At 59.8% G+C, this 16,721-nt stretch carries 13 protein-coding genes; 8 read left to right on the top strand and 5 right to left on the bottom strand.

The genetic code is table 11. The features are described 5' to 3' along the window. Window positions 1–84: 84 nt before the first annotated feature. Both ACLI1Q_RS05125 and ACLI1Q_RS05130 read right to left on the bottom strand, forming a co-directional pair. Complete coding sequence (locus ACLI1Q_RS05125) at window positions 85–3,207, bottom strand: DUF3427 domain-containing protein (RefSeq protein ID WP_239267849.1); 3,123 nt, start codon at window positions 3,205–3,207, stop codon at window positions 85–87. A gap of 12 nt (window positions 3,208–3,219) precedes the next feature. After that, window positions 3,220–3,606: a (deoxy)nucleoside triphosphate pyrophosphohydrolase gene (locus ACLI1Q_RS05130; RefSeq protein WP_239267847.1), complete on the bottom strand. Its 387-nt coding sequence runs from the start codon at window positions 3,604–3,606 to the stop codon at window positions 3,220–3,222. Window positions 3,607–3,733: 127 nt separating this feature from the next. On the opposite strand from ACLI1Q_RS05130, the gene ACLI1Q_RS05135 reads away from it, so the two are divergent. Continuing rightward, window positions 3,734–5,080: a YjiH family protein gene (locus ACLI1Q_RS05135; RefSeq protein ID WP_239267845.1), complete on the top strand. Its 1,347-nt coding sequence runs from the start codon at window positions 3,734–3,736 to the stop codon at window positions 5,078–5,080. Window positions 5,081–5,083: 3 nt separating this feature from the next. Here the strand turns inward: ACLI1Q_RS05135 and hutG are convergent, their stop codons facing one another. Continuing rightward, a complete protein-coding gene (gene hutG, locus ACLI1Q_RS05140; RefSeq protein WP_239267843.1) occupies window positions 5,084–6,022 on the bottom strand; it encodes a formimidoylglutamase in 939 nt (312 codons plus the stop codon). 62 nt (window positions 6,023–6,084) lie between these two features. Between hutG and ACLI1Q_RS05145 the strand changes: the two genes are divergently transcribed. The 3 genes from ACLI1Q_RS05145 to ACLI1Q_RS05155 all read left to right on the top strand — a co-directional run bounded on the left by ACLI1Q_RS05145 (window position 6,085) and on the right by ACLI1Q_RS05155 (window position 9,120). Beyond that, the gene (locus tag ACLI1Q_RS05145; RefSeq protein WP_239267841.1) at window positions 6,085–6,828 is read left to right on the top strand and encodes an IclR family transcriptional regulator; all 744 of its coding nucleotides are present in this window, start codon (window positions 6,085–6,087) and stop codon (window positions 6,826–6,828) included. Between the two features lie 74 nt (window positions 6,829–6,902). Further along, window positions 6,903–8,456 (top strand): histidine ammonia-lyase, encoded by a 1,554-nt coding sequence (gene hutH, locus ACLI1Q_RS05150; RefSeq protein WP_239267838.1) that lies wholly within the window; start codon window positions 6,903–6,905, stop codon window positions 8,454–8,456. A gap of 1 nt (window position 8,457) precedes the next feature. Continuing rightward, on the top strand, window positions 8,458–9,120 hold the full coding sequence (locus ACLI1Q_RS05155; RefSeq protein ID WP_023021803.1) for a flavin reductase family protein: 663 nt from the start codon (window positions 8,458–8,460) through the stop codon (window positions 9,118–9,120). Here the strand turns inward: ACLI1Q_RS05155 and ACLI1Q_RS05160 are convergent. Further along, window positions 9,103–9,909, bottom strand: a complete 807-nt coding sequence (locus ACLI1Q_RS05160; protein ID WP_239267836.1) for an SGNH/GDSL hydrolase family protein — start codon at window positions 9,907–9,909, stop codon at window positions 9,103–9,105. The two genes, ACLI1Q_RS05155 and ACLI1Q_RS05160, sit on opposite strands and share 18 nt — an antisense overlap. A gap of 181 nt (window positions 9,910–10,090) precedes the next feature. On the opposite strand from ACLI1Q_RS05160, the gene ACLI1Q_RS05165 reads away from it, so the two are divergent. The 4 genes from ACLI1Q_RS05165 to ACLI1Q_RS05180 all read left to right on the top strand — a co-directional run bounded on the left by ACLI1Q_RS05165 (window position 10,091) and on the right by ACLI1Q_RS05180 (window position 16,240). Next, the gene (locus ACLI1Q_RS05165; protein ID WP_239267834.1) at window positions 10,091–11,767 is read left to right on the top strand and encodes a urocanate hydratase; all 1,677 of its coding nucleotides are present in this window, start codon (window positions 10,091–10,093) and stop codon (window positions 11,765–11,767) included. Beyond that, complete coding sequence (gene hutI / locus ACLI1Q_RS05170) at window positions 11,768–12,937, top strand: imidazolonepropionase (RefSeq protein WP_239267832.1); 1,170 nt, start codon at window positions 11,768–11,770, stop codon at window positions 12,935–12,937. A 46-nt stretch (window positions 12,938–12,983) separates the two neighbouring features. Beyond that, the gene (locus ACLI1Q_RS05175; RefSeq protein ID WP_239267830.1) at window positions 12,984–14,855 is read left to right on the top strand and encodes a DEAD/DEAH box helicase; all 1,872 of its coding nucleotides are present in this window, start codon (window positions 12,984–12,986) and stop codon (window positions 14,853–14,855) included. Window positions 14,856–15,001: 146 nt separating this feature from the next. Then, window positions 15,002–16,240 (top strand): HNH endonuclease signature motif containing protein, encoded by a 1,239-nt coding sequence (locus tag ACLI1Q_RS05180; protein ID WP_239267828.1) that lies wholly within the window; start codon window positions 15,002–15,004, stop codon window positions 16,238–16,240. 8 nt (window positions 16,241–16,248) lie between these two features. Here ACLI1Q_RS05180 and ACLI1Q_RS05185 read toward each other — a convergent pair whose 3' ends face one another. Continuing rightward, window positions 16,249–16,692, bottom strand: a complete 444-nt coding sequence (locus tag ACLI1Q_RS05185; RefSeq protein WP_005282326.1) for a hypothetical protein — start codon at window positions 16,690–16,692, stop codon at window positions 16,249–16,251. Window positions 16,693–16,721 lie beyond the last annotated feature (29 nt).

The raw sequence follows: 16,721 nt of genomic DNA on the forward strand, positions 1-16,721 counted from the left end.
TTAAGTGGCTATGGTGTGAATCACTTAAGAGAAATGTATCACTCTTGACTGGTAGAGTGCAGCCCAATTATTCAACCATGCGTGCTAAGCGACGGTCCGGCCAGCAGCGTACAGCGCCTTTGGCATGGTTCTTTGCAGCTTCCATTGGAACTGAATGGGCTTTTCACCGTGGTGGGAAACATAATCCACAGCACCCAAAAATGTATAGGCGCTCGCGGTGCCCACTGAGTTCTTCTTAGTAAAGCGAGAGGCGATAAGAATCTTCCCGCCGAGCTCATCATGCCGAATATAACGACGTGCGGCCTTCGATTTTAGAGTTGTTGTCGATTGCGATTCCCAGTGGAGGAGATCCGGTGAAATCGGGTAGTCCCGGTAATTCGTGGTGGCGCTAACTTGATCGTCTTTTTGGAAAGTCACCAAGAATAAGTCCATGTTCATCTCGGGGAAGTATTTCACTCCCTCGCGCGGAAGGCTGACCAGTTTTTCTAATTCGCCAGTTTGCAAGGCGCCGACTAACTCTGCCAGAGAGTAGTCTGCGTGAGTTTCCAGAACGGTGTCGTCACTAGGCTGCGGGATAATGCGCGAAGCATCGTTTTGTAGCCGCATGACGTGTTCAAGTTCCCAAATAACTCGCGGGTGCTCTCGCAATATCCCCAGCGCTTGGTCAAAAGAAGACGGGCTGGGTGCATTGGAATTAGCCCAAAAGCCCAAGACCAGCATTCGTGCAAAGGCTTGATCAGTGGGCGACATATCGCCGAATTGCGAAGTGGAGGATTTTAGGATTCGAAGATAAGCCTCAATGCGTGTCGCATCATTGACGTGGAGGAAAACTTTAATCCGGTTGAGTAAGAAGCTTTCCATCTCATCGTCACGTGGCTCGAGGAGGCCTTCCTCGCGCAGGAGGCGGGTCCAGGAGTATTTGTTGGGGCGATAAATATCCTCCAATTCGAGGTTTGCCTCGTCGAGGAATTCTTTGAGATCGGTAGTTCGCAATTCCGCCACCAGCGCACGCACTTTCCGCAAGTTGCTCCGTGTCGTCTTCTTTACGTTGTTGAGGACCTGTTCCGTCGTCGATTCATCGAATTGGATGTGCGTTCCCGGCGGCGTGGTGGGAAAGCCCTGCTCTATCTCGGTGAGTAGATGTTTCCCGCGTTTTCTCGTTAATGCATTGAATTTACGCTCAAAATCGTATTCAACATGCTGTTGGCCAATGAAATCGAATACGGTACAAGAATCCTTTCCGGGAGCAAGGCGAAGACCGCGGCCAAGTTGCTGTAGGAAGATAACCGGGCTTTGGGTTGGCCGGAGCAAGAGCAGTGTATTGACCGCTGGGATGTCGACGCCCTCATTGAAAATATCAACGGAAAAGAGAGCCTTGATGGCGCCGCTTTCGAGTTGTTGAATGGCTTCTGCGCGTTCAGAAGAAGTTAATTTGCTCGTTACGGCCTGGGCTGGAATTCCAAAGTGCTGAAATTGCTGGGCCATATGCTCTGCGTGGGCAATGGAGACGCAAAAGCCGATCGCCTTCATTTCAGAAAGATCGAAAATCCGTTTATCCAGTTCATTAAGAATAAAGCGCGTCCGTTTTTCACCAGACTTGATATAAAACTCTGACAACTCGTTGGTGTTGTAATCTTTCTTGCCCCTGTTCCACGTAAGCGAAGAAAGATCCGTACCGTCTGCAATTCCGTAATAATGCATGGGAACCAAAAGTTGCAGGCGCAAAGCATCCCAGAGGCGAAGCTCATGGGCAATGCGGTAGTCAAAGTACTGTTGGACATTTTTGCCATCGCCGCGCTCAGGTGTTGCGGTCAGCCCAAGTAATTCGTCTGGTTCAAAATGGCTAAGAAGCGCGTTATATGTTGGAGCTTCTGCATGGTGGAATTCGTCGATGACCACCACATCGAATTGATCCGGCGCGAGCTTTTCTAAGCGAGTGGAATTGAGCGACTGAACGCTCGCAAATACGAAGTCCCAGCGCCGGGGCTCGGTGCCATCGACAAGCAACTCGCCAAAGTTGGCATCCTTGAGCACCTCGCGGTACGTACGCCGCGCTTGGTGAAGAATTTCTTTGCGGTGTGCGACGAAGAGCAAACGTGGGCGACGCTTCCACTGCCGGCAAAGATTGAGGTAATCCAGGGCAGCTACGACGGTCTTGCCGGTGCCTGTCGCCGCAACGAGTAGGTTTTTGTGGCGATCCTTTACCTCACGTTCGGACCGCAGCGCCTCGAGCATCTCTTCTTGATAAGGATAGGGAGTAACTTCTAGGCCAGAAAGCTCTAATTGGCGCAAAGCTTGTGGGGACTCCGTGCCTTTTGCAATGCGCAGGGATTCCTGCAGGCGATCCATATCCCTGGCGGGGTCAAAAGTCTTGAAGTGGCTATCGTGCCAGTAGCTGTCGAAAGTCTTTATGAATTTTTCGATGACCTCAGGCGTCGCCGTAGCAGAGCCGCGCACGTTCCATTCCCAGCCATCGATAAGAGCAGACCTCGAAAGGTTCGAGCTTCCAATAAAAGCGGTGTCGAAGCCAGAATCCCGTCGGAATAGCCATGCTTTGGCGTGCAGGCGTGTGGATTTATGCTCATAGCAAATCTTTACATCGGCGCGATATTTTTCTACCAGGCGTTTAAGAGCCGCCGCATCGGAAGCCCCACAGTAAGTAGAGGTCAATAGGCGGAATGGAATCTGGTTGTCGCGCAGGAACTGCAATTGCTGGTCAAGGACACTGATTCCGGAGCTTTTGATGAAGGCACACAATAAGTCGACGGAATCGGCTGTCTTTATCTCCCGCTCAACCTCGCTGGTCAGGCTGGTCTCGCCCTGGGCATTAGTAAAAAGCGCGCTCTTAGTCAGCGATACATCCGGAAGCAGCGGAGGCTCGGCTAAAGAAGTGTTGTAGACGGCGTAGAGGAGTTGCTCGGTATCAATATCTTCGTCCTCGCCAAGCATTCCAGCGATTGTATTGATAAGGGCTACTCGGTCTGCTGAGGATTTGAGCCCCATGAGGCGTTGCTCTAGTAAATCGCCGATGTGTTGAGACATGGCCGAGGTATAGCGCCCGCGAGCGCTATCATCTGTGCCGTTTCCTACCCCGAATCCCGCCGATGGGTGTCGGCTTTGCGTTTCCTCCATTCGCTCACGAATGCGCGAGGTCACCGGGGTTTCGTAAACGCCGAAGGGGAGCGAGGAATCCAAGGAATGACTCATAGCTACAAGATTCTAAGGGCAAAGTTTTTCCACGGCTGGAATATCTGCTGGCGCCCAGGTCAGCTCCATTGCTTCTGCGGGGGTAACCCACCTGGTTGCGTCATGATCGCTCAGGCGAAGCTCGCCGCTGGTGAGCGTGCAATAAAAGGTGGTTAGTTCGATGGTGGCAAAGTCGTACTCGTAGATGGTCGTCGTGAGTTTGCTGCCTACGCGGGCAGTAAGGTTGAGTTCCTCGCGAATTTCGCGGGCTAAAGCCTGTTCGGGTGATTCTCCCGGTTCGATTTTTCCGCCCGGAAATTCCCAATGTCCTTCTAGGGGTTTTCCGGGTTTCTTGCGGCAGGCGAGGAAGCGATCGCCATCGTGAAAGACGGCGCCGACGACGCGGATGGGGTTAGACATAATCCCATTGTGCCTTGAGCTAAGAAACGCTAGACAAGAAGATGTAATTTAGCTAACATAATCGCAATGTTCGCGTCAGGCTGTCGCGCGGGCTTGATCATCATGCAAGCTTGAGGGGCGGTCTATCGTGACTTCTACTGATTCAGTTAATTCCTCCATCCAGAGCCATGACGGGGAAGTCCCGCGGCCTGAGGGACGGTGGAAACTCTTTGTTTATAGCGCCATTGGCGCGTTCGTGTTCTTCTTTCCTGTGACGTATAAGGAAAAGAACTCCATTCCTTTGGACCACATGGTCACCATCGTGCGCGATAGCATTCCGGCGGTGGTGCCGTGGCTTATTTTTGCGCTCGCCGTGTATGGCACGGTCCGTAGCTTTAGCACTGGGGCGTTTAAGCAAAGTGCGCTGCAGGCGGTCTTTGCGGTCCTCAATATCGCCGGTGCGGTCATTTCCTTCCTCATGGTCATTGACGCGCTGCCGTGGGTATTGGGCGATGAGGACTTGGTTCCCTTCTTGTGGAACTCCATTGCCACACCGGTGGGGCTTATCGTGCCCATCGGCGGTACCTTCCTGGCATTTCTCATTGGCTTTGGGCTCTTGGAATTTGTTGGGGTGCTGATGCAACCCATCATGCGTCCGCTGTGGAAGACGCCGGGGCGCTCCGCCATCGATGCGGTGGCATCCTTTGTCGGGTCGTATTCGCTGGGCATCTTGGTCACGGACCGTGTCTATCAAAAGGGCGGTTATACCGGCAGAGAGGCTGCAGTTATTGCCACGGGGTTTTCCACGGTATCGGCGGCGTTTATGGTCATCGTGGCCAAGCAACTGGATTTGATGAATATCTGGGGCACCTATTTCGCCGTCACGCTGCTGGTGACGTTCCTGGTTACGGCCATTACCGTGCGCATCCCGCCGCTGCGGACGATTCCGGATGAATACTGCGCGGGTGTAGAGCCTGACCCAGAAAAGCCGGTGGAAGGATCGCGTTTTAAGAATGCGTGGCGCGAAGCGATGCTGGCTTTGCAGCGCGCGCCGTCGCTGCCGCAGGCCATTTGGGATAACCTGCGCGATGGCGTGCGCATGGCCGCGGCCATCGTGCCGTCCATCATGTCGGTGGGCCTTATTGGCTTGCTGCTTGCGCGGTTTACCCCGATCTTTGAATGGATTGGGTACCTGTTTTATCCCTTTGCTTGGATAGTGCAGCTGCCGGAGCCGGCACTTGGCGGCAAGGCCGCGGCGATGGGCATTGCGGAGATGTTCCTACCCGCCACAGCGGTGGCCGACAGCGATTCCATGGTGCTGAAATTCGTCATCGGGGTCGTGGCGGTCTCTGCCATCATCTTCTTCTCCGCCCTGGTGCCGTGCATTTTGGCCACCAAGATTCCGGTGAAGCTATCTCACCTGGTCATCATCTGGTTTGAGCGGGTGGCCCTCACCATCGTGATTGCGACCCCGATTGCGCACCTGCTGTTTTGAGGTTTATTGCCCGCTTACCGCAGTGAGGTGAGCGTTAACGATGTCATCGATAAGCCGTGCCGCTGCCTTGGCGGTGCGGTTGTCTATGTCGAAGGTGGGGTTGAGCTCGACGACATCGACAAGCGCGAGCTTGCCCGTCGCGGCGATGGCGACCGCCAGGGCGCGGATGCGCTCGTAGGCAACGCCGAGGCTGGCCGGAGCGGATACACCCGGCGCGGTGGAGGCGGGAAGGACATCCAGGTCGATGGAGAGGTGGACCTTGTCCGCAGCGGCGGTGGCCTGGGTGGCGAGCGCGCCGCATTCGGCCGGGGTGAGGTTCACCAGCTCCTCATCCAGGGTGTAGTTGACGCCGAGCTTATCGGCATCGTTGAAGAGCACCGCGGTGTTATTGGGGCGGGAAATACCGAAGACGGTGTACTCAAAGTCATCGGTGAGCTGGGAAATCTGGGTAAAGGGCGTGCCGGAGGTGGCGTGGTCCGCGTGGCGGAGATCGAAGTGGGCATCCAGGTTGATGATCGGGGTGGCACCGCGCGCGCGGAACAGGCCGCGGTGGGAGCCGAAGGCGGTTTCGTGCCCGCCGCCCAAGATAATCGGCAGGGTAGCGCTGCGGACGAGTTCTTCGACCTTGTCAGATAGGGCCTCGTGGGCGCCGTCGAGATCGTCGGCTTGGGTGGTGATGGTTCCGGCATCGGCAAGCGCATGGCCGTGGTGAACCGCGAGGGATCCGAGGGCTGTGCGCAGGGCGGCGGGGCCGGCGGCAGCACCTTGGCGGCCGCCGTTGCGCAGCACGCCCTCATCGGAGGCAAACCCCAGCAGGGTTACGGGCGCGGATTCGGCTTGGTTGATAACGCTATGCCAGCGCGCGTGCTCGGGGCCGGGACCATCGGAGCGGCCGGACCACTCGGGGGCGGGAGTAAAAAGTGGGGCTGATTCGGTATTCATAGTGCCGATACTAGAAGCGTGCGGTGAGTTTGTCTGGCAGTAGCGGAATATAATTGGGCGCTGTGAGTGCTAATCGAGTCCCCGCTGCGCGCCATGCCCTGGACATCCTCAAGCTGCTATCGACTATCGATGTCCCGATTTCCGCCGCCCGCATCCAAGGCGAGCTCGGCCTGCCGCGCTCGACCACGTACCACCTGCTCGCGGAGATGGTCGATGCCGGCTTCGTTGCCCACCTGCCCGAGCACAAGACCTACGGCCTGGGGCTGGCCGCGTATTCGATGGCCTCTGCCTATGTAACCCAGCAGCCGCTAGTGCGCATGGCAACGCGCGACCTGGAGGAATGCGCGCGGCTGGTAGGTGGATCTGGGCACCTTTCGCGTATGGCGGGCTCGGAGATTTTATACCTGCAGGAGGTCCGCGCGCCGGGCGCGACCTCGTTGGTTACGGAGGTCGGGGTGCGCCTGCAGGCGCATAAGACGGCCTCGGGCAGGGTGATGCTGGCGCACCTGCCGGAATCCGAGGTCAAGGCCGCCTTTGATACCGCGGGCGGGGAAAATTTTGGTTTCCTCAAAGAGCAGCTGCACCTGGCCCGTGCGCGCGGGTGGGATCAGGAGGTGGAAGAAATCTCGCGGGGCCAGGCCTCGGTGGCGGTGCCCATCCTGGACCACTTGGAGCGGCCTGCGGCGGCCATTGCGGTGACCTATCCCGTGTCCACGCCGGCGGATAGGGTAGAGGAGCTCATTGCGGCGCTGCGCCAGGCCGCGGAGAAAGTTGCGGGGAAAATGTATCGCCAGCGCGAAAAGTGAGGTACCATGCGGGCTAGCGCGTTAGGCTGTGACGTGAGCTATATTTTGTTGCCCTAAAGACACTAGGAGTCATCATGCCTAATGCATACCCATCCACCGTTACAGTCGGCGTCGGAGCGCTGACCATTGAGGAAGTCGTGGCCGTTGCCCGCTACGGTGCCACGGTAGAAATCTCCGCCGAGGCTTTGGACGAGGTCGCCTCCACACGCGACCGGGTCGAAGAACTGGCCCAGGATCCCACGCCGGTCTACGGAATCTCCACCGGCTTCGGCGCGCTTGCCCGCCGCCACATTCCAGAAGAGATGCGCGCGCAGCTGCAGCTGTCCCTGGTGCGCTCCCACGCGGCCGGCACCGGCCCTGAGGTGGAAGAAGAAGTAATTCGCGCGCTCATGCTGCTGCGCCTATCCACCCTGTGTACCGGCCGTACCGGCGTGCGCCCCGTGGTGGTAGAAACTTATGCCAAGGCGCTCAACGCCGGCATCGTGCCGGTGGTGCGCGAATACGGTTCGCTGGGCTGCTCCGGCGACTTGGCCCCGCTGGCTCACTGCGCCCTAGCGCTGTTGGGTGAGGGTGAGGTACGCGTGGGCGGCGAGCTCAAGGACGCCGACGAGGCTCTTGCCGCCGCCGGCATCGAGCCGCTGGAGCTGCGCGAGAAGGAGGGCCTTGCGCTTATCAACGGAACCGATGGCATGCTGGGCCAGCTCTGCCTGGCCATTACTGACCTGCGTGCGGCCGCCAAGACCGCCGATATCGCCACCGCGATGACGGTAGAAGGCCTGCTTGGCACCCTCGTGGTCTTTGCCGATGACCTCCAGCAGCTGCGCCCGCACCCGGGCCAGGCCGATTCTGCCGCCAATATCCGCCAGGTGGCGGACGGCTCCGAGATCCTCGCCGCAGCGCTGGAGGAGTTCAAGAAGAACCAGGTCCAAGACGCCTACTCCGTGCGCTGCGCGCCACAGGTGGCCGGCGGTTTCCGCGATACCTTGGCGCATACCGCACAGGTGGCAGAGCGCGAGCTCGCCGCCGCCGTGGACAACCCGGTCGTGGCTAAGGACGGCCGCGTGGTCTCCAACGGCAACTTCCACGGCGCCCCGGTGGCTTATGCGCTCGATTTCCTGTCCATCGTCACCGCGGACCTGGCGTCCATTTCTGAGCGCCGCACCGACCGCTTCTTGGATCCGGCCCGCAACCGCGGCTTGAACGCCTTTCTTGCCGATGACCCCGGAGTCGACTCCGGCCACATGATCGCCCAATACGCCCAGGCTGGCATCGTCAGCGAATTAAAGCGCCTGGCCACCCCGGCCTCGGCCGATTCCATTCCTTCCTCTGCCATGCAGGAAGACCACGTATCCATGGGCTGGTCCGCCGCCCGCAAGCTGCGCAAGGCCGTCGATGGCCTACAACGCGTGCTTGCCGTAGAAATCCTCACCGCTGCCCGCGCTATCGACATGCGCGAGGGTACCCCGGCCAAGGGAACCGGCGCGGTAATCGCCAAGCTGCGCGAAACCGTCAAGGGGCCAGGTGTGGACCGCTACCTCTCGCCGGAAATCGAGGAGACCGTGCGCCTAGTCAAGGAGGGCGCGCTTGTCGAAGCTGTCGAGAATGCTACTGGAAAGCTGCGTGATTAATATGTCGACCATCTCTTGGCACCCGCAATCTGAGCCCAACCCTTTGCCGTTTTCCCCTTTCAAAGCCAGCACGGTACCGCGCCCCATTGGATGGCTTTCCAGCGTGGATGGTGAGGGCCGCGAAAATATCGCTCCTTATAGCCAGTGGCAAAACCTCACCTTCGATCCGCCCATGGTGATGTTTTCGGCCAACCAGTATCCGGATGGTCGTCGCAAGGACACGGTGCTTAACGCGGAGGAGACCGGCTGGTTCGTGTGGAATATGGCCACCTATGATCTTCGCGAGGAAGTCAATAAATCCGCCCAGGTGCTCGACTATGGCGACAGCGAGTGGGACCGCCTGTCCGTTACCAAGGAATATGCGGACAATTACCGCATTCCCATGGTGAAAGAATCGCCGGTGAAGTTCGAGTGCCAGTACAAGACCACGCTGCGCGTGCCTGGCAATTCCAAGGTGGGCAGCATCGACCTCGTGGTGGCGGATGTAAAGACTATCCATATCGATGAATCTGTCATCGATGAGGAAGGCAAGCTTGACATCCTCAAGATTAAGCCCATCGCGCGCATGGGCTACTTTGACTACACCGTGGTCACAGAAAAATTCGAGATGCGCGTGCCCGGCTCCGACGACGCCGCGCGCGCCGGACTAGAGGGCAGCGCGTAGCGCATCGGCCATAGCCCGCTGGCCCGCGTGGGTGGGGTGCATGGGGAAGGAATCGGTATCCTGCCCCGTAAAGTCCACCCACGGTTTGCCTGAGCAGGCGGAGTGCTGCGGGGCATCGTCAGGCAGCACGTAGGTGGCGCCGTTGCGCTCGGCGGCCTCGCGCACCGCTTGGTTGATGCGCTGGATGGTATTTGCCAACCACTCCCGGTCTGTGGCCGGGATTTTTTCTATGAAGGGGCAGGTCTCGCCGGGGTTGATGAGGGGGATATAGCCGGTGGCAATGACCTTTGCCTCGGGCGAGCGGTGGGCGATTTCCCCGTAGACCTTGTCCAGGCGTTGGGGTAGATCGTGTAGCTCCAGGTCTATCTGCGCTCCCGATTCGTCTTGGCATATATCGTCCGTTGCGCATTGGGTCAGGCGCACAAAGCTTACGTCGTTGCCGCCGATGCTCAAGGAGACAAGGGATGTATCCGCGGCCAGTGCGTCCACCTGGGCGGGGTGCTCGCCCGCGGAGGATAAAACATCCAGCGTGCTCGCGCCCTGGCAGGCGACGTTGCGGAAAGAACTGGTGGTGATCTCCTGCGCGGCGAGTTCTGGATAGGAATCTTGTGCGCGTGCGCAGGAATCGGGCGGATCGAGAGGGAGCGTCGTCGAGCCCATCGCCGCGTAGGAATCCCCGAGGGCCACATAGTTTTCGGGGTCTTCTGTGGCTTCTTGGGCTTCTTGCGGCTGCGAGGAGCATCCTGCCAGCAGGCAGGCGGCGGCGAGGGCGGGCAATACGTGGCGCATGACTGCCATCGTAGCCGTCGAGTCTGAAATGCCAGACAGTTGGTGATTGTGAATGCTCTAAATACGTTGTGTATCACACTAAATTGATATCTGTGACGCTCGCCAAGCCCCCGGGAGACAGCCCCGGGAAACCGGCCTTGGGGTAGGGCACGGCGTCGATAAGCACGAGCGAAAGGAAGCCATGTCTGAACCACGCGAAGTCCGCGCACCCCGCGGCACCGAACTCAACGCAAAATCCTGGCAAACCGAAGCGCCACTGCGCATGCTGATGAATAACCTCGATCCCGAGGTTGCCGAGCGCCCCGAGGACCTCGTGGTCTACGGCGGTACCGGTCGTGCAGCGCGCAGCTGGGAGGCCTTCGATGCCATTGTGGAATCGCTGAAGGACTTAGAAAGCGATGAAACCCTCCTCGTCCAATCCGGAAAGCCGGTGGGCATCTGGAAGACCAATGAATGGGCACCGCGCGTGCTCATCGCCAACTCCAACCTGGTGGGCGACTGGGCCAACTGGGAGCACTTCCGCAAGCTCGAGGACGAGGGCCTGATGATGTACGGCCAGATGACGGCCGGCTCCTGGATCTACATCGCCACCCAGGGCATCCTGCAGGGCACCTACGAGACCTTCGCGGCCGTGGCCAAGAAGCGCTTCGAGGGCAGCCTGGCCGGCACCCTGACCCTGACCGGCGGGTGCGGCGGCATGGGCGGTGCCCAACCGCTCGCCGTGACGCTGAACGGCGGAGCAGTGCTCATCGTGGACGTGGATGAACACCGCCTGCGCCGCCGCCAGCACAAGCGCTACCTCGATGAAGTGGTCACCGACCTGGACGAGGCCCTGCGCTTGGTTCTCGATGCCAAGGAAAACAAAAAGGCCCTTTCTGTCGGCCTGGTGGGCAATGCCGCCGAGGTCTTCCCCGAGGTGCTGCGCCGCCAGCGCGCCGGGGAATTCAAGGTAGACATCGTCACCGACCAGACCTCCGCGCACGACCCACTGTCCTACCTGCCCACCGAAATCACCGTGGATGACTGGCAGTCCGAGGCCAAGGCCGATCCCACGACCTTTACCAAAAAGGCCCGCGAATCCATGGCCGCACAGGTCCAGGCGATGGTGGAATTCCAGGACGAGGGCGCCGAGGTCTTTGACTACGGCAACTCCATCCGCGATGAGGCGCGCCACGCCGGCTACCAGCGCGCATTTGAGTTCCCCGGCTTCGTTCCCGCCTATATCCGCCCGCTGTTCTGCGAGGGAATGGGCCCGTTCCGTTGGGCAGCGCTGTCCGGCGACCCCGAAGACATCAAGGTCACCGACGAAGCCCTGAAGGAGCTCTTCCCAGAGAACGAGCACCTGCACAACTGGCTGGACGCCGCCGAAGAATACGTCGAGTTCGAGGGCCTGCCCGCCCGCATCTGCTGGCTTGGCTACAACGAGCGCCACAAGGCCGGCCTGCTCTTCAATGACTTGGTGCGCGAGGGCAAGATCAAGGCCCCCATCGTCATTGGCCGCGACCACCTCGACTCCGGCTCGGTTGCCTCCCCGTACCGCGAGACCGAAGCCATGCTCGATGGCACCGATGCCGTCGCTGACTGGCCGCTGCTTAATGCCATGACCGCCGTATCTTCCGGCGCGACTTGGGTCTCCCTCCACCACGGCGGCGGAGTGGGCATGGGCCGCTCCATCCACGCCGGCCAGGTCACGGTTGCCGATGGCACCGATCTCGCCGCCGCCAAGCTGCGCGCCGTGCTGACCAATGACCCAGGCATGGGTGTTATCCGCCACGTCGATGCCGGGTACTCTCGCGCAGAGGAAGTAGCCAAGGAGCGCGGCGTTCGCGTTCCCATGGAATTTAAGGCAAGGGATTAAATGAGCACACTTTTTACCGGAATTTCTGAACTCCGCACGGTCAGCGAGCACGGCACGCTTAACGATGCCGCCCTTATCGCCGACCACGGCACCATCGCCTGGATTGGCCCCGCTTCCCAGGCGCCTGCCGCCGATGACCAGGTGGACTTGGGCGGGCGCGCCGTCCTGCCGGGCTGGGTGGATTCGCACACCCACATGGTCTTCGACGGTGACCGCTCCGCCGAGTTCGAGGCCCGCATGTCCGGCGGTTCCTACGAGGCAGGCGGCATCGCGGTGACCATGGACGCCACCCGGGAGGCGGGGGCAGACCGCTTGGATAAGCTCGTCGCCGAGCGCGTGGCAGCCGGCCGCCGTGGTGGCACCACCACCTTCGAGACCAAGACCGGCTACGGCCTCAACACGGAATCTGAAGTGGAAGCCGCGCGCGTGGCATCCCAGCATGTCGATGACGTCACCTTCCTGGGTGCCCACCTCGTGCCGCCGGGAGCGGATGCGGAAGACTACCTCGATGAGGTCGTCGGCCCCATGCTGGACGGGGTTGCCGAATACGTCCAGTGGATCGACGTCTTCTGCGAGCGCGGCGCGTTCAATGAAGAGCAGTCGCGCCGGGTTCTCGAAGCCGGTAAAAAGTTGGGGCTTGGCCTGCGCGTGCACGGCAACCAGCTTGGCGAGGGCCCGGGGGTTAGCCTCGCGGTCGATCTCGGCGCCGCCTCGGTGGACCACGTGAATTACCTGAGCGATAGTGACATCGAAAAGCTCGCCGCATCCGAGACCGTGGCCACCATGCTCCCGGCCTGCGATCTCTCCACGCGCGAGCCCTTGGCGCCTGGCCGTGCGCTTCTCGATGCCGGCGCCACCCTCGCCATCGCCTCCAACCTCAACCCAGGTACCTCCTATACTTCGTCGATGAACTACTGCGTGACCACGGCCGTCCTGCAGCAGCACCTATCCGTCGACGAGGCCATCCACGCCGCCACCACCGGTGGTGCCACGGCGCTGCGCCGCCATAATGTGGGCAACGGACTCGACCCGCAGGGCCGCCCCGCGAAGGGCACCCTGGTGGAAGGAGCTGCCGCTGACCTGCACGTGCTCGATGCTCCCAGCGCGGTGCACTTGGCCTACCGGCCGGGCATGCCGCTGAGCTACCGCACGTTCGTGGCGGGGGTATAGCGAGGAATGGAGTTTGCCGCCGGTATCGCGTAGGGTTGGATGAGCAATGAGCATTACCGATAACGCCACCGGCGGCGTAAACGAGCCGGAAGATTTTAATAAGTCGGAATCTCAGGACAACTCGCAAGGTGTCAACCAGGACACCAGGGCTGCGAATACTTCTGAGGGCACCGGCGCTGAGTCCAAGGACTCGGCCAACGACAACTCCCAGGGGTTCGAGCACCTCGGCCTGCCAGATAAAATTCTGCAAGCCGTTGCGAAAGTAGGCTTCACCACGCCGTCCCCCATCCAAGCAGAAACCATCCCGATCCTGATGGAAGGCCGCGACGTCGTGGGCCTTGCACAGACCGGTACCGGCAAGACCGCAGCCTTCGCGCTGCCGGTCTTGTCCCAGCTTGACCCGCATGCGCGCCACCCGCAGGCACTCGTCCTCGCGCCTACCCGCGAGCTCGCCCTGCAGGTTGCAGATGCCTTCCAATCCTTCGCAGAAACCCTCAAGGGTATCGAGGTTCTTCCCATCTACGGTGGCCAGGCCTACGGCATCCAGCTGTCTGGCCTGCGCCGCGGCGCCCAGGTCATCGTGGGTACCCCGGGTCGCGTCATCGATCACTTGGAAAAGGGCTCGCTTGACCTGTCCCAGCTGCAGTTCCTCGTCCTCGATGAGGCCGATGAGATGCTGAACATGGGCTTCCAGGAAGACGTCGAGCGCATCCTCGAAAGCACCCCGGACCGCAAGCAGGTGGCGCTTTTCTCCGCCACCATGCCTAATGCCATCCGCCGGCTGTCCAAGCAGTACCTGCACAACCCGGCGGAAGTAACCGTTAAGTCCGAGCGCCGTACCAACGACAACATTAAGCAGCGTTTCCTGCTGATTCCGCACCGTGCAAAGATGGATGCGTTCACCCGCATCCTCGAGGTCATTACCTATGACGCCATCATCGTCTTCTGCCGCACCAAGCACGAGACCGAAGAAGTGGCCGAGGCCCTGCGCGATCGCGGCTACAGCGCTGCTGCCATTAACGGCGACATCGCCCAGGCGCAGCGCGAACGCACCGTCGACCAGCTCAAGGATGGCCGCCTAGACATCCTCGTGGCCACTGACGTCGCCGCACGTGGCCTCGACGTGGAGCGCATCACCCACGTGGTGAACTTCGATATCCCGAACGATACCGAGTCCTACGTGCACCGCATTGGCCGCACCGGTCGTGCTGGCCGTTCCGGTGAGGCAATCCTGTTTGTCACCCCGCGCGAGCGCCGCATGCTGCGTTCCATCGAGCGCGTGACCAACGCACGCCTCGAAGAGATGGACCTGCCCTCCGTCGATGAGGTCAATGAAAAGCGCAAGGAAAAGTTTGCGCAGGCCATCACCCAGTCCATGGACAACAAGCAGGCCGATTTCTTCCGCAACTTGGTGCGCAAGTACTCGGAAGAAAATGACGTCGCGATGGATGACATCGCCGCGGCGCTGGCCGTCATGCACCAGGGTGGCAAGAACTTCCTATTGGAAGACAAGCCTTTGCCCAAGCCAAAGAAGGACCGCCGCGATCGCGATGACCGCAAGCGCGACCGTGACTTCAAGGGCGGCGGCAAGAACCGCGGCGGCTCCAAGCGGCCGGATGGTGACTTTGAGACGTACCGGTTGGACGTCGGCAAGCGCCAGAATGTCCGCCCAGGTGCCATCGTCGGTGCAATCGCCAACGAAGGTGGCCTGTCCGCCAAGGACTTCGGCCGCATTACCATTGCGGTGGGACACACTCTCGTGGACCTGCCGAAGAACATGGACCCAGCTGTGCTGGACCGTCTGAAGGATACCCGGATTTCTGGGCAGCTCATCAAGATTCAGAAGGATACTGGTCGCCCGCCTCGCCGTGATGGCGGCGGCGGTGGACGCAAACATGGTGGTCGCTTCCGCGACTAATTAAACCTCCAAAGGGCCTCTTTTAGAGGCCCTTTTTTCATGCCCTGTGACCTGCGCTTTTACTATAAATGGGGGTAGTGTGTCGGGGCGGTTTTGTATGGTGTATGGCGAAAGCATGTTCTAGTAAATCTCTCGAAAGAAAGTCCATGAATGCGCCATATTATGCCAATACTAATCCGGAAAATTCTACCTCCCGTGCAGCTACAGAGATTAGGAAAGCGGAATACCAGTTCTGGGAGAGGCTTCACCCTGACCCGGATGATGATATCGAAGTTATTAGCCAATCCCTGTCTGACTTAACTGGGGCGCGTCAGTCCCGAATTAGAAATATTATCTTCGCCTTCGAGCGATTAAAGGAGCTGCCGCGGCTGCGCGCCCGGCAAGAACAGCATTTCCATTTAGATTTAGACCGCCTGATTACGATTGACCAAACCCTAGCCAAGCTCGGCGCCATTGATGCGGAGAAGAAGTTTACTATCGATGACGCCCTGACCAACTACTTGACCCCAACCCGCCCCAATCAAAAGCTGCCCTCGCACCGCAATCTCCGCCGCAAGTTACGCGAGCTCATCGTGCGCCTCGATCCCTCAATTGCCGCGCGGGATCCGCGCCGCAAGCAAGCCTATAGCGTTGAACCTACAGGCGGGGAGTGGGCTGCGGTTTGTCTGGACGTCGGGTTAGAAACCGCGGAGATAATCGACCGCAATATTCGGGATATCGCTACGGACAAGGACCTCACGATGGCTGAGGCCGCAGTGGAGCTGCTGACCGGAAAGGCGCAACCAAAGGCCAAGGTCGTGTTGAATATGTATCGCTGCGACCTGCCGGATGCACCCGCGTTTGTACAAAACTTAGGCTGGGTATCCCCGGAGACCGCGGATGACCTAGAGGCTCGGGCGACAACGACAAGGGACATGGAGAAGGCCGGTCAGGCGGAGAGCCCGAATTATGTGACTCCGCCAGATATCCGGGCGTTTGTAGAGGGCTTGGATGGCACGTGCCGGTGGCCAGGCTGTACGCGGCCGGCGGTGGCGTCCCAGATGGACCATCGGCACGACTTTGCAGATGGTGGGCCGACCTCGGCGGCAAACCTCACTTGCCTGTGCCAGCACCATCACAATATAAAGACCGATGGGAGGGCGTTTTATATCAAGGACCCGATAAGTGGGGACATCGTCTGGCTTTTCGATGACTCTACGTGGGTCTACGACTCCGCGAGCGGACCGTTGGCGCCGAAGAACCGCAGGTGGGCGCAGACGGTGGCGCAGGCCACGCAGAAGCGGCGGGAGAATGCGCATGCAGGTGCGCAGCAACTAAAAGAAGAGCTTAGGGAGGAGTCCACGCATGAAAAAGGGGACAGCGATGACACTGTCCCCGAAAAGTAAATGGCTTCCTAGAGGTACATCAGGATAAGGCAGATGATCCACAGGAGGTTGAAGACGCCGCCGAAAGCGGACAGCGACTTCTTAATGGAGCCCAGGTTGGCGGTATCGCCGGACTCTAGGGCTGCCTGCGCCGTGCGCTGCTTAGGAAGGATGAGGAAGAAGAGCAGGCACCACGCGATGATGGCCACAAGGATGGCGATGTGGAAGTTGACCTGGCTCTTAAAGGTTTCGATATCAGACAGGAACACAGCAAGACCAAGGACCGGCACGAGGGCGGAAATGTAGCCGTAAGTATTGGTGATGTTGTGCAGGTTGCGGGCGGCTCCGAGGGCCGTCTTATCGCCCTGCGCTGCGCCCTGCAGCTGAGTCTGGTAGATGGAGGTGGAAATGCACACGGGGCCAAGTAGGACGATGGCCGCTGCCACGTGCAGGAAGATGAACAAAGTAGTCATGGAGGATGCCCTTCAGTTAAGAAAAGTTG

The organism is Corynebacterium limaceinasi (assembly GCF_046717465.1).
In the GTDB taxonomy this organism is placed as follows: Bacteria; Actinomycetota; Actinomycetes; order Mycobacteriales; family Mycobacteriaceae; genus Corynebacterium.